The sequence below is a fragment of the Coprococcus sp. HPP0074 genome (genome assembly GCF_964238105.1).
Lineage (GTDB): Bacteria > Bacillota > Clostridia > Lachnospirales > Lachnospiraceae > Faecalimonas > Faecalimonas umbilicata.
This window is the reverse complement of the sequence record NZ_CAXSKS010000008.1, coordinates 41,786-55,367: the sequence shown is the minus strand read 5'-3', so window position 1 is coordinate 55,367 and position 13,582 is coordinate 41,786. Positions and strand designations below refer to the sequence as shown.

Annotated in this window: 12 protein-coding genes and 1 riboswitch; of the genes, 4 read left to right on the top strand and 8 right to left on the bottom strand. The window is 40.0% G+C overall.

Annotated elements, in window-relative coordinates:
- Positions 1 to 354 precede the first annotated feature (354 nt).
- On the top strand, positions 355 to 2,064 hold the full coding sequence (locus ACESPO_RS10725) for a sensor histidine kinase (protein ID WP_499788804.1): 1,710 nt from the start codon (positions 355 to 357) through the stop codon (positions 2,062 to 2,064).
- A gap of 66 nt (positions 2,065 to 2,130) precedes the next feature.
- Positions 2,131 to 3,780 carry a response regulator transcription factor gene (locus ACESPO_RS10720; RefSeq protein ID WP_499788803.1) on the top strand — a complete coding sequence of 550 codons (1,650 nt, stop codon included), beginning with the start codon at positions 2,131 to 2,133 and terminating at the stop codon, positions 3,778 to 3,780.
- 307 nt (positions 3,781 to 4,087) lie between these two features.
- On the opposite strand, the gene ACESPO_RS10715 is transcribed toward ACESPO_RS10720, so the two are convergent.
- The 7 genes from ACESPO_RS10715 to ACESPO_RS10685 form a co-directional block, all read right to left on the bottom strand.
- Positions 4,088 to 4,591 (bottom strand): GreA/GreB family elongation factor, encoded by a 504-nt coding sequence (locus ACESPO_RS10715; RefSeq protein WP_016439847.1) that lies wholly within the window; start codon positions 4,589 to 4,591, stop codon positions 4,088 to 4,090.
- Positions 4,584 to 5,207 (bottom strand): carbohydrate-binding family 9-like protein, encoded by a 624-nt coding sequence (locus ACESPO_RS10710; protein WP_336305101.1) that lies wholly within the window; start codon positions 5,205 to 5,207, stop codon positions 4,584 to 4,586. Before ACESPO_RS10710 ends, ACESPO_RS10715 begins: the two co-directional genes overlap by 8 nt.
- A gap of 194 nt (positions 5,208 to 5,401) precedes the next feature.
- Positions 5,402 to 7,168 carry a glycoside hydrolase family 3 protein gene (locus ACESPO_RS10705; RefSeq protein WP_016441508.1) on the bottom strand — a complete coding sequence of 589 codons (1,767 nt, stop codon included), beginning with the start codon at positions 7,166 to 7,168 and terminating at the stop codon, positions 5,402 to 5,404.
- Positions 7,169 to 7,323: 155 nt separating this feature from the next.
- Positions 7,324 to 8,094, bottom strand: a complete 771-nt coding sequence (locus ACESPO_RS10700; RefSeq protein WP_499788802.1) for an AIM24 family protein — start codon at positions 8,092 to 8,094, stop codon at positions 7,324 to 7,326.
- 165 nt (positions 8,095 to 8,259) lie between these two features.
- Positions 8,260 to 9,567 carry a phosphomethylpyrimidine synthase ThiC gene (gene thiC, locus ACESPO_RS10695; RefSeq protein ID WP_016439849.1) on the bottom strand — a complete coding sequence of 436 codons (1,308 nt, stop codon included), beginning with the start codon at positions 9,565 to 9,567 and terminating at the stop codon, positions 8,260 to 8,262.
- A 222-nt stretch (positions 9,568 to 9,789) separates the two neighbouring features.
- Positions 9,790 to 9,895, bottom strand: a riboswitch (TPP riboswitch).
- Positions 9,896 to 9,923: 28 nt separating this feature from the next.
- Positions 9,924 to 10,094: a D-lyxose/D-mannose family sugar isomerase gene (locus ACESPO_RS10690; RefSeq protein ID WP_390108504.1), complete on the bottom strand. Its 171-nt coding sequence runs from the start codon at positions 10,092 to 10,094 to the stop codon at positions 9,924 to 9,926.
- Positions 10,095 to 10,128: 34 nt separating this feature from the next.
- Entirely contained in the window at positions 10,129 to 11,298 is a 1,170-nt protein-coding gene (locus ACESPO_RS10685) for an iron-containing alcohol dehydrogenase (RefSeq protein WP_499788801.1), read from the bottom strand.
- Positions 11,299 to 11,494: 196 nt separating this feature from the next.
- Here ACESPO_RS10685 and ACESPO_RS10680 point away from each other — a divergent pair, with 196 nt between their 5' ends.
- A complete protein-coding gene (locus ACESPO_RS10680; RefSeq protein ID WP_499788800.1) occupies positions 11,495 to 11,896 on the top strand; it encodes a MerR family transcriptional regulator in 402 nt (133 codons plus the stop codon).
- Positions 11,897 to 11,925: 29 nt separating this feature from the next.
- On the opposite strand, the gene ACESPO_RS10675 is transcribed toward ACESPO_RS10680, so the two are convergent.
- Positions 11,926 to 12,615 carry a YitT family protein gene (locus ACESPO_RS10675; RefSeq protein WP_499788799.1) on the bottom strand — a complete coding sequence of 230 codons (690 nt, stop codon included), beginning with the start codon at positions 12,613 to 12,615 and terminating at the stop codon, positions 11,926 to 11,928.
- Between the two features lie 93 nt (positions 12,616 to 12,708).
- Here ACESPO_RS10675 and ACESPO_RS10670 point away from each other — a divergent pair, with 93 nt between their 5' ends.
- On the top strand, positions 12,709 to 13,500 hold the full coding sequence (locus ACESPO_RS10670; RefSeq protein WP_336305098.1) for a MerR family transcriptional regulator: 792 nt from the start codon (positions 12,709 to 12,711) through the stop codon (positions 13,498 to 13,500).
- The last annotated feature ends 82 nt before the right edge of the window (positions 13,501 to 13,582 follow it).

The window sequence follows — 13,582 nt, the reverse complement described above, 5'->3', positions numbered from 1 at the left end:
TAGTTTCTTGCACTATTTCTGCTAAGATAACAAAATTTTATACAAATCACAAAATATTATAACTCTCTCACTTTGTATTCCATTTCTCCTTATGCTATACTAAATCATACGAAAACAGTATGAATTTTAGTGTAAATATATCGCTCTATACCTTATCAGAAAAAGTCTGCCCTCGGCAGGCATGTATTACAAAATGCTCGGAAAAATACAAAAAATATAGAAAGGAATTTGTAAAAGTCAACCATGTCTGGAAAAATATATTTAAAAACTCTTCTACACCCAAATGCTTTTCATGAAAGAAATTTACTATTAAAAAAAGTAATCCTTCTTTTTCTAGCTGTTCTCCTGCCTCTCATGACTGTCAGCCTAATCTATCTAAACCACAATAATTTGAAACAGAGGCAGCAGACTCTAGATGCTATCCAGTCTAATAATGATTCTTATATTGCCCGCCTAGATGAAAATCTACAGCAGATCTACACTGCCAATCTTCATATTATTGAGCAGAATTTTCTCCGGGATCTTGCTGTCATCTACCCTTATCTTTCCACCTATGATAAAAGTGTCCGTGTCAACTTGCTCCGTGAGCAGCTGTCAAGCCTCTGCGCCTCCTCTCCACTTTTGGAGTCTGCTCATGCCTATCTCTTCAATTATAATCTAATGTACAATTCCGACAATTACCCCATCGGAAGTTATTGTACACTCAACGAAGAAGAAACTCGCTTTTACCAGGAGTTGTCAAAGACACACGGATTAGTAGAATATTATGAATCTCCACTAGAGAAAAGGAAAACACTGTCTGTATTTATGGCTCCATTTTCATCAAGCCCTGCCTTTGCCGTCAATTTCATTCTATCCGAAAATGCACTGAAATCCTATCTGGAATCAAATAGCTCTTATTCTGATGAATTTTATCTATTTGAAATAGAAAATGGATTTTCCCTTTCAAACCTTCCTTCTGATCTTCGCAAAGAAGCATCGAACTTCCTTAAGCAGAATGCACATACATCTGCTCCTTCCTATCAAAAAGTGGAACTACATGGAAAATTTTACACTGCATTTCTCAGCCGGATGGAATCCTCGAGCGGTATCTATGTACGGCTGATTTCAGACACCTCGCTCCTTCCATCGATCCGCTACAGTTATGGTCTGCTCTTTTTGTTCTTCTTTCTCATCATCTGTGCCAGCATCCTGTTTTTCATTGGAATTTATCACATGGTACATAAGCCTCTAAGCAAACTGACAGATGCTTTTGATGAAGTCGAACACGGTAATTTCCAAGTACAGATCATACAGACTGGAAATGATGATTTTGCCTATTTGTACCATGCCTTTAACAACATGGCACTCAAATTAAGTCGCTTAATTGAGCAGGATTATAATCAGAAACTTTTATTGCAAAAAGCAGAAATGAAACAACTTCAAGCACAGATCAACCCTCACTTTCTGTACAATAGCTTCTTTATGCTTCAACGTATGATCCGCTTTGAACCAGAAGAAGCTTCCATGGTTGCAAATGCCCTTGCTTCCTGCTTCCGCTATATTACAAAAAATAGTATGGATCATGTGACACTTGCAGAAGAATATGCACACATGAAAAATTATGTTTATATCCAGGGGCTTCGCTTTGCTGGCCGTATTCAGATTGAACTGGAAGAATTGCCTGACTGCTTTTCATCATTATCCGTTCCTAAACTAATCCTTCAGCCAATCCTTGAAAATGCATTTCAGTACGGATTAAAAAATAAAATCTGCGATGGATTGATCCGTGTACGTTTTCTTTCCAAAGAACATTCTCTGCTCATGATCATCGAAGATAACGGAGAAGAACTCTCAGACGAACTACTTACCACACTTCAGAAAAAACTTCAGGATAGCACTCATTCTTCCGCCGGAGTAGAAATGTCAGGAATCCTGAATATCCAGAGACGTCTGCACATTTTCTCGAATGACCGGGATACTTTGGAAATTTCGCGTTCTCTACTTGGAGGGCTTTGCGCTACAATTATGCTCCATATGGAATCAGATGATTATTCCGGCTCCTTTCGCAACAATAATACATAAATCAGATGACTTCTGTGAAATGTAGGAATTTTTTATGGAAATATAACACTAAATAAGGGGGATATTATGAACTTGCTAATTGTTGATGATGAACGTTATATTGTAAACTATCTGTTTGCTCTGATCGAAGAACATATAGAAATAGATTTGAATATTCAGAAAGCCTATTCTGGATCAGAAGCGCTGGAAATCCTTTCGATTTCTAAAATTGATCTGATGCTGCTTGATATCCACATGCCTGGATACAGTGGGCTAGAACTTGCCGGGAAAGTCAGCGCAAGCTGGCCAAGATGTCATATTATCTTTCTGACTGCTTATGACAACTTTGAATATATTTATCAGGCAAACCGACTCTCTCATACTTCTTATCTGCTGAAGACTGAGTCAGATGAAACGATTTTGGCTGAAGTGCGTTGTGCCATTGAAAAAATCATAAAAGAATCCCAGACCGATCTCCTACTTGACAGCTCTCAGAGCAAAGATCGTCTTCTGACACATCTTATGCAACAGAATCTTCTTAGGGAAATACTGACCGGGCATGATTCCCATCAGATTTGTCGGGATCTTACTCTCGCGGGATCTGACTTCTGTCTCGATTTCTCTCAACCGGTATACCTTGCTTACATGGTCGTACATCTCCGTTCCATTGACGAATATGCAAAAAATATGTCCACCTTTGTCCTGGAATACCTCACTTTGGCAGAAGAACTTCTGAAACATTCTTTTAGCTATACGATGTTGAATCTGAATCATGGAAATATGCTTTGGTTCTTTCAGCCATCAAAAGATTTTAGTAAATCCATTCCAAATGAACTTACATTTCTGAAAAGCTGTCTGGAAGACCTAATGAATTACAGTATGAATTCCCTGCACCGGAATGTGAATCTGATTCTTTATCCACAACCGGTTTCTCTGGATGCTACTGCCAATACTTACTATCGCCTTCTTCAGCAGCTGGAAATCCAGAATACCGGAAACATTTGGACAGTCTCTTCTGTTTCTCTCTTTGAGACAAAAACGGACTCAGAAACTTCTGTCACTTTCAAAAATTCTGACAGAAATGCCGCCTCACAGAAATTGCAGGAGTTATCCTTTTACCTTTATCAGAATACCTGGTCCGAATATCTCCTCACCCTCTACTCCCTGCGGGATCTCTGTAAAAAGCAAAAAAGTATCCATGCGTTGGAAGCAATTGAAATCTATCTCGGTATCTCTGCAACATTGATTTCCTACATTACTCTCTACCATCTGCAGGAAAAACTTGCTCCGCGGACTGCAATCTACCCGCTTTATCACTTAAATGACTTTACAAGCTGGGAAGAAGCTTTCGGTTACTTAGAAAATTTTTCTACACAATTATTTGAAGTACTATCACTAAAAGCCACCGATAAAAATGAAACGGTCATTTTAAAAATCAAAACCTATATTAAAGAACACTTAAACGAAACTATTTCCTTATCAACCTTATCCTCAATTGTAAATTATAACGAGACCTATATTTCCCGCCTGTTCCGACAGATTACCGGGATAAAATTATCGGAATACATTTATCAAGAGCGACTGGCAAAAGCAAAATATCTTCTTGCAACAAGCAATGATCCAATCCAGACAATCGCTTCCGCGACCGGTTTCGACAGCCAGCAGTACTTCTCCCTCTGCTTTAAAAAAGCAACCGGAATTTCTCCGAGTGAATATCAAAGAATGTATAAAAATTGATTATATTTTCTTCAAACTAAAACTGCCAGACCTTTATGAACAGCGAAAACCCGTCAACCACAAGGGCTAACGGGCTTCGTTGTTTTATAGTTATCTAAAGGAATGAGAGTAAAGTATGCGTCTTATCTTCAACGCTCTACTTTAAGAGGGGGGAGATAGTGATTACTTAATCAACTATCTGGCTCTTAGTATAAAAGGAAAATGTGTCCAAAGTATGATTGTTTTCTAAAAGAAAGCGAAAAATTCTTAAAAAAAAATAAACATAACTCTTTTCATACGTGGCAGCTCTAATTCTGCTGTTTTATTTTTAATAACTGCGAAGCTGATCACTGCCGTCATCAACTGTATTTTCTATTTCTTTGATCACTACATAATATCCGGCATCTCCAGATACCCGGATGAAAACTCTATCCCCTGCTTTTTTCCCAAGAATCGCTTTTCCAATCGGGGATTCTGTGCTAATAAGCCCTTTTAAGGAATTTCCCCGCACGGTTGTCACCAGTTTGAATACTTCCACCTCATCATCTTCTTCAAAATAGAGGTGCACGGTGTTGTTTAATCCCACTTCATCTTCTTTTGATTCATCGGATACGATCTTTGCAGTCTTGATCATCCGTTCCAAATACCGAATTCTGCTCTCATTTTTGTTTTTCTCTTTCTTAGCGGCATGATATTCAAAATTTTCACTCAAGTCCCCATGTGCCCTCGCTTCTTTGACATCTTCCAGCAGCTCTTTTCGAAGCACAATCTTCCGGTATTCAATCTCTTCGCGCATTTTCTTGATATCATTTTTTGTCAGTTCATTATACATCTGCAATCACCGCCTTTGCAAAACAGATTGGAAGATGAAAATTTGGTTCTTCGCTCTCAATCGGACTGTAACATCCAAAATGCTGGATCTTGTCGTCCTCTGAGATTTTATAAAAATTGCAGTAAAATCTTTGTCCCGATTTTAGCTTCTCAAGAGAAGTAATTTCTCCAAGCAGTGCTTCCGGGATCAAAACAGATACACACCACCGATCTGATTCTATTTTCGCCCTACACTCTGCCTCCTGATAATACACATCTGAAATTAATGTCCGATTCTCTCTTGTATATCCTTTCTCCGCATACAGTGCTCCGTTGGCATTCATCTCAAAATTTATATAAATACACTGTTTCTCTATGCTCATATCTCCCTCCGGGAATGCAAAAAAAGCTTCCAGTGCGCTATCCTTATAGACGAGTTCTTTATCTTTGTTGCAAAGTCGCTTCGGATCACACTCTTCACAGGTCATCTCCACATAAATTCCCTGCCCATCGATATATCCGGCTCTGCCATATGCTTTCGGCGTTTGTAAACTGTTCCACAAATATTGATTGATTGCGAACAGTTCGCATTGATCGATCTGTGTCCGGTCCGCTATGCGGTATATTTTATATTCCATTTTTTCCTCCATCATTCTCACAATCTGCTATTTTAAGCTTCCAGTTTATTATACCGCTTTTCCTCTGCCTTTTCATCATTTTTCTAGTTCTTATTGAAATCTCTTCCCGATTTTATATTTCGGATTTTTGCCGCGCTTTTCTCCCACATACAGAAAAAAGATCCACATCTTGTGTGAATCTTTTTTCTTCCTTCTTATAATCTTGCATCAAATAATCCACAGAAACTGTCAATCGGATCTGTTCCTTTGAATGCTTCTTCTCCATTCATAAGATCCTCAACTAACGCATCCAGTGTTGTATCTTTGGAATCGTAAGTGTTGATATAGGTCCGTGCCTGCGGGATATCTGCAAGCATTGTCGGCTGTCCACATCCGACAACAACAACCGGAACTTCAAATACATACCACGGAATCTCTCCGCCTCCCTTTGACATACCAAAGCTTGGTCTTCCGTTCGGCACATCACAGAGCGTGATTACAAGATCCATATCGGATACGAAATCTGCAATGGCATTCTTTCCTGCAAAGTAAATATTTAAGTCTGGCTTTTCCCCGGCTTCAATCTGTTTCTTCATGACATCAAGCGGACTTTCATAGATAAATGCATCAAATCCTTTTGCACATAACTTTTCTTTTAACGCTTCTGCCGGATTTCCTTTTCCGCCTCCAAGCATTTTCATCAGCGCTGACATACTGTTCTCTGCGCCTTTGATATGCACGATCATAATTCTCTTATAACGATCTGGTGTCATAGGGAGCACGTCTTTGTCTTTATATTTTACAAGCGTGATACAGTCTTCGCTGATTGATTTCTGCATTGCCTTGTATTCTTCTCTCTGAAGCACTTCCTCTACAGTCTCTGGCTGTGGAACCAGTTCTTCTTTGCTCTTCTTATTCAGACCCAGATGTGCTTTGAGTCCTAAAATACGTGTCAATGCTTCTGTCATTCTCTCTTCACTGATGATTCCTGTCTTGTATGCACCAAGCATTGTAGCAAAATCTTCCTCTGGATCATTGAAGAATAAGAACATATCACAACCTGCATTGATACTTGCCGGAAGCATCTCTGAACGCTTCATTCGGTCTGTCATTGCTACCATATGGGAAGCATCTGTCACGACCATACCGTTGAATCCAAGTCTGTCTCTCAAAAGACCTGTCATGATCTCCGGACTTAATGTAGCCGGCATCATATCTTCGTCCTTTAACTCAGGATTAATGGCTTTTGCATAAGAAGGAAGCATGATGTGTCCTCCCATGATCGCATCCAGATCATTCTCAATCAATGTACGGTAAACATGTCCGTAAGTCTCATCCCATTTTTCCACATCAAAATAGTTTACATTGTTTGCAATGTGTGCATCTCTGAAGTCTTGTCCATTTCCCGGAAAATGTTTCGCTGCGCATGCAAATCCCGGAATCGTATGTGCTCCATTTAAATATGCTTTGCTCATAGTTGCTACACGTTCTGCATCTCCGCCGAATGCACGTGTCACAATCTCTGTATTCTCCCAGTTGTAAAGAATATCTGCCACCGGTGCAAATGCCATGTTACATCCGATTGCCGCTGCCTGTTCATTTGCCATCTTTCCTAATGCAAATGCATACTCTTCCTTATCTGTAGCTGCGATCTTCACACCAGCTCCAATATGTGTCCCATCTGCACATGCGCCGTCTCCTCCGGCTTCTGTGTTGCATGCGATAAATACCGGAACCTTTGCATATTTCTGAAGGATCCGATTCTGTTCCTGAATCGCCTTTCCCGGAGCCGGATTGTAACGGCATCCACCAAGGTGATATTTTTCCATTAATTCTTTTAAATATTCTTCATCGTGTGAAGCTGTCAGCTGAAAGAATAACTGTCCTACTTTTTCTTCCGGGCTCATATTTGCAATTGTGTCTTTTACCCATTGACAGTCTTCCTCTGACAGATAATACGGTCTTGCTTTTAAATCTACCATATAAATAACATTCTCCTCTCTGCATAAAGCTTTTGCGCAACTGATTATACCATTATATTATACAAAAATGCTACATATTTCTTGTATATTTTACACAAATTTCATTTTTCTTTTTCCTAATATAGATTTTCTAATACTATGCAAAGCTGGCTACTCTATACTGCTCCATCCAGCACTGGAGCCAGGAGAACTTTTCCGGTTCCACGATACACATTTACAAGTCCTTCCCCCGAAGCTGCCGAACCTATCAGTGTCTTTCCTGACCGTTCTACAGTAAAACTTAAGCTGCCGCTCCATGCGATCGCCATGTTGCCATCTACTTTCAATACATCATCCTGGAGAGTGATCTCCACAAGCTCCTCTTTCGGACAAGGTGCTTCCAGACAAAGCACTCCCTCTCCTACCACTCCAAGATTGAACAGTCCTTCATTTCCTGCAACAGCAGAAGAAAGATTGGAGCGCATCACTGCTTTGTGCTTCAGTCTTGCATCACATGCCAGGAACAATCCGTCATCCAACACGATGGAACCATTCCAGTCTTTTAAATCTACCAGTAGGATGTGCTTATAAGTCGGTTCCAACACAAGAATTCCGTTTCCGGTATATTCCGGCTTGATCGCCGATTCCCCGGTTGCTTTTCCCCTGACTGCTTTTCCAAAGAAATCGCCCACACCTTTTACTCCCGTTGTCGCATTGACATTGCCTACGGTCCACTGCATTGCTCCTGCCTGAAGTGTGATATTTGCCTGATTGACATCACAGATAACCTGGCGCTTTCTCACATTCATCTCATTACAAAAATAGGCCAACGTAGCATTGTGCGGCATCACACTTAAATCACGCTGATATTCTATGACAGTAAACGGACCAAGAGAGTTTAACACTTTAATATCATCATTATTCGTAAAATTAGAGATTCTATACATCGTTTTCTTCCTCCTTATCACACTTTCCTGCAATCTGTGCTAGTAGGTTTATTATACGGTGTTTGTACAAAAAATACAATATTTTTATATTTTTCAGCCATTTTTCATACAGTTTATGCACTTGTATTGAAGTATTCCATCATTTTTCACTGTTCTGAATTTTTATTACAGAATATCGATATACTCTCCATTCAATGCCTTATTCATACTTCTGACCGCACAGAATTTTCCACACATGGAGCAACTCTCTTCAATTTCCGGTTTGCGGTCTTCCCGAATCTGTTTTGCCGTTTCTGGATCCATAGAACACTTCCACTGCTCCTCCCAATCAAAAGTTCTTCTGGCATCCGCCATACGATCATCAATATCTCTTGCGTGCGGAACATGTTTTGCAATATCTGCGGCATGCGCTGCAATTCTGGAAGCGATGATCCCCTGTTTGACATCTTCTACATTCGGAAGCGCCAGATGTTCTGCCGGTGTCACATAGCAAAGAAATGCTGCACCTGCTGAAGCTGCTACTGCACCTCCGATCGCCGCTGTAATATGGTCATATCCCGGTGCAATATCAGTCACGATCGGTCCCAGTACATAAAACGGAGCACCCATGCAGATTGTCTGCTGCAATTTCATATTTGCTTCAATCTGATCCAATGGCATATGCCCCGGGCCTTCTACCATCACCTGCACATCTTTTGCCCATGCACGTTTTGTCAGCTCTCCCAAGCGCACCAACTCTTCAATCTGACACACGTCACTCGCATCGGCCAGACAGCCCGGACGGCATGCATCCCCAAGTGAAATTGTGACATCATATTCCCGGCAGATTTCAAGAATCTCATCAAAGTATTCGTAAAATGGATTTTCATTTCCAGTCATACTCATCCACGCAAACACAAGCGATCCGCCTCTGGATACAATATTCATTTTTCTTTTATGCTTCTTGATCTGTTCAATTGTCTTTCTTGTAATTCCACAGTGCAGTGTGACAAAATCCACTCCATCCTCTGCGTGGAGTCTTACTACATCAATAAAATCTTTTGCTGTCAGTGTGGCAAGATCTCTCTTATAATGAATCACACTATCATAAACCGGAACGGTTCCGATCATCGCCGGACATTCTTGTGTCAGTTTTCTTCGAAATGGCTGCGTATTCCCATGAGAAGAAAGGTCCATAATTGCCTCTGCTCCCATATTTACCGCCGCCATGACTTTTTCCATCTCAACCTCATAATCTTTGCAATCTTTTGACACTCCCAGATTTACATTGATCTTCGTACGAAGCATAGATCCTACTCCATTTGGATCCAGGCATTTATGCCTTTTGTTGGCGCAGATCGCCACCTGTCCTTTCGCCACCAGATCCCGGATTTCCTCCTCTGTACGGTATTCCTTCCGCGCAACTGCCCGCATCTCCTCTGTGATGATTCCCTTTCTTGCTGCTTCCATCTGTGTGTAGTATTTTTCTGACATATGATGTACCTCTTCTTTCTTCTGCCCGCGGCAGAATATTTTTCATTTGCTCTGTGCCGGAATTTTTTTATGACAGAACTCCAAAAGGATTTCAAGGATTATGCCTGGGCGGAGCATTTTTTCATAGGACTCTGCTTTTTATTCCATAGCATTTCTCGGAAATTTCCTATGTAATAAAATATAATAAAAAAACAGAGTACCTCAATTGGTACTCCGTCAAACTTCTTAAAATCAATTCTTTCCTACGTTGGCATTATCCAAATCAGGTATCAGGGTCGAAGTTCACACCTTCCTCTCAGCCTGTCTACAAGCTCCCCGGCTATTTACTTTTCTAGAAAATAGTAACACACCAATAACTAAAAGTCAATTTTTTGATCTTCCAGAAATTTTCTGATTTCGTCATATTCTTCAGACTTGTCTTCCCAGTCTTTCGGTGTCCAGCTACAAAATGGAGACAATGCAAACCCATTCTCTTTCGCAAGTTTCTCCATCTCTTTTATACATTGACTAATTTTTGAACGTTTCATTTCTTTCCTCTCCTCCCTCCAGAGGGTTCACCGTCTATTCCATGCTTTTCCTCAAAATATCGACAATTTCTTCATGCGAAAGAATCTTATATCCCCCGTCCATCACAAATGTTCCTTCTGCAATTCCCTCTATCATCTCTTCTGTCACACCAAGTTCCCGCAGATTCATGACAAGCCCAATTTCACGCATCCAGCTTTCCATGCTTGCCAGACCTTCCTTTGCAATCTGCTCTTTACTCTTTCCTTCTGTCTGTACTCCCCAGACATTCTCGGCGAACCGCACAAATTTCTGCAAACCATATGGACAAATATAATGGTAGTATGCCATTGAGACTGCAGCCAGTGTCATTCCATGTGTGGCGTCTGTATATGCGCCGACTGACTGCCCTATCATATGAACCATCCAATCGGTTGTCTTTCCCTGTTCCACCATAGTATTCAATGCCCATGTTGCTGTCCACATAATATTACTGCGCGCCTCATAATCCATTGGATCTGCGATCGCAATTCTTGAAGAATGGATCAAGGACTTCATCAGGCCCTCCATGACATAGTCGGAAGTATTGTCATCCTCCCCGGAAAAATATTGTTCGGTAATGTGATTAAAAATATCATAGATTCCTGCTACCATCTGATATTTTGGCAATGTATAGGTAAATACGGGATTTAAAATGGAGAACTTCGGGAAAACATTCTCCCCAAATACATGACCGATCTTCCGTTTCCTCTCCGGATTTGTAATGACGGAACCACCATTCATCTCTGATCCAGTTCCTACCATCGTCAGCACACATCCAACTGGGATGATTCGATTATCTACCTCTTCCATCCTCTCATAATATTTTTCCCATGGATCTTCCTCACAATATGCAGATACCGAGACGGCCTTTGCATAATCACATACCGATCCTCCCCCTACTGCAAGAATCAGATCCACCTCGTTTTCTCTCGCAATCTTACATCCCTCATACAATTTTTCTACTGTCGGATTTGGCATTACTCCTGGGTCCTCAAACACTGTTTTCCCTGCTTCTTTTAACAGTTCCATTACCTGATCATAGATGCCATTTTTCTTAATCGAGTCTCTTCCATAACTCAGCTGCACCTTTGGTCCGTATTTTTGTAATTCTTCTTTCAAAAAAGTAAAGGATTGTTCCCCAAAATAAAGTTTTGTCGGATTACAATATTGAAAATTTCCTAACATATTTTTTCCTTCCTTTCCATTTTTTGCAAAGCATGCTCTATCCAAGAACCCCTGTCGCTTTTGAGCAACTCTGCACACATTGACTTTCTTCGCTATTCATGTTATGTTCATCATAATACTTGAACTTAACTTTAGGTCAATACTTATTTTCAAAAATCAAAAAAGAGATCTGATAAATGAAATTGGAGGAACCCATATGTATACAATCGGCCAAGTCGCAAAACTAGTTCACCTTCCTATCTCTACCATCCGCTATTATGACAAGGAAGGTCTGTTCCCGACACTTGAGCGGACTTCCGGCATCCGTAAATTCAGTGAAAAAGAACTGGAGGCACTCCGGATGATCGAATGCCTGAAAAAATCTGGGCTGAAGATCAAAGAAATCAAGTTATTTATGGAATGGTGTGCCCAAGGAAGTTCCACTTATGAAAAGCGCTTAGAACTATTTCTACATCAGCGCAAAGTGGTAGAAGAAAAAATTGAAAAACTGGAAAAAGTACTCGACATGATCCAGTTCAAATGCTGGTATTACGAGCAGGCGCTCGCAGATGGAAATGAAGAGCGACTAAAAACATATACAGAAACTCCTCAAGATTAAAATCCTGAGGAGTAATAAATGCTTTCTGTCTATTGACTGATATCTCCATCCCCCGCTGTCCAACTCTCTCTGTTTGATTCCACAGCAAAAGAATAAGAGTCCTCTTTATCCTTTTTTCTAAATGGAATCTTTTGCATAACCCCAATAATCTGTCCGGATAAAATAACGGTCAAAAGCGAATAAATGATCTTACTTACTGGAATGTAGGTGAGAGAGATAAGCAATACCACCAGATCACTGATCAAATAAATCCATTGGATATCCAACGGAAGTACTCGATCCAAACTCATTGCAAGCGCATCATCTCCAGTCGGAGCTCCACCTACTCGAACACATAACCCTACGCTTACCCCTACAAATATTGCTCCTACAACTGCTGCCAGAAGTGGTTTTGTGGCAATGTCAGGGAATAATGGATCAAACTGTTCGAAGATCCCATAAAAAACAGAAAATCCAATAGAAGAAATAAAAGAATATACAAGAAAAAGTTTTCCCAATAATTTCCATCCCAAAAGGTAACATAATACTGTCAGTATAAATCCTGAAACCGATGGCGAAATCCCAAACCAATATTCTAAAAGAAGTGTTACCCCTAAAATTCCGCCCTCTGTCACATTGGACATTGAATGGATATTGTAAAGTCCAAATGCCAATATCGCACTTCCCAATAGTAAAAGTAATACGGATGATAATTTCATTTCCTTCCAAACTGAACGCATTTTAAAAAATCCTTTCTATTAACCTATCATGAAATCTATACACTCATTATAAACTCTGGTATAATACTAGAGTCAAGGAGATCAATAGAAAATATGAAAAATTTTTTTAAAATTGGTGAAATTTCTAAATTATATGGAATCGGTGTAGATTCTATACGTTATTATGAAGAAATTGGAATTATCAAACCTCAGCGTTCTGAATCTGGATATCGCTATTATAGTATTCACGACATATGGAGATTAAATGTAATCCGAGATTTACGCTCCATTGGATTTACAATGGAACAAATCCGCGAATACTTAGACCATCATACAGTTTTGTCTTCAATTTCTATGCTGGAAGACGAAAAAGACGCGATTGCAAAGCAAATACAGTATCTGCAAAAGTTGCAAAAAAATGTAGAGCACAGATTGCATAACATTCATTCCGCATTATCTCTTCCCTTAGGTGAAATCTGCTTAATGAATATTCCCCCTCGCCGTTGCCACCTTCTTCCCGAAGGATATAAAAATGAAGAAGAAATGGATGTTCTGATCAAACAGCTTATCAATCTAAATCAAAATCGCTTATACATTATCGGAAGTAATCAAATTGGAACTATGATTTCTCTGCCCTCTCTCGTAAATAAAAAAGTGCTTTCCTATCAATCTGTTTTTCTTATCGATGAAGAAGGCGAGAATATTCTTGCCGGCGGTCATTACCTTTGCGTCACTTATCGCGGGGATTATAAACAGAGCTCCTACTGGGGACAAGAACTCATCCAATATGCACACACTCACAACTTCAAAGTGCTTGGTAACTTATTGGAAATTCTTTGGATCGACATTCACACAACTTCTGATGAATCAGAATATATTACACAATTACAGCTTCCTATCGAATAAAATACTAAGACTGATAAGCGGTGGTAAAATCATATCAACCACTGTTTACCAGTCTTTTTTTATCTCATATACAGTTTCCTGA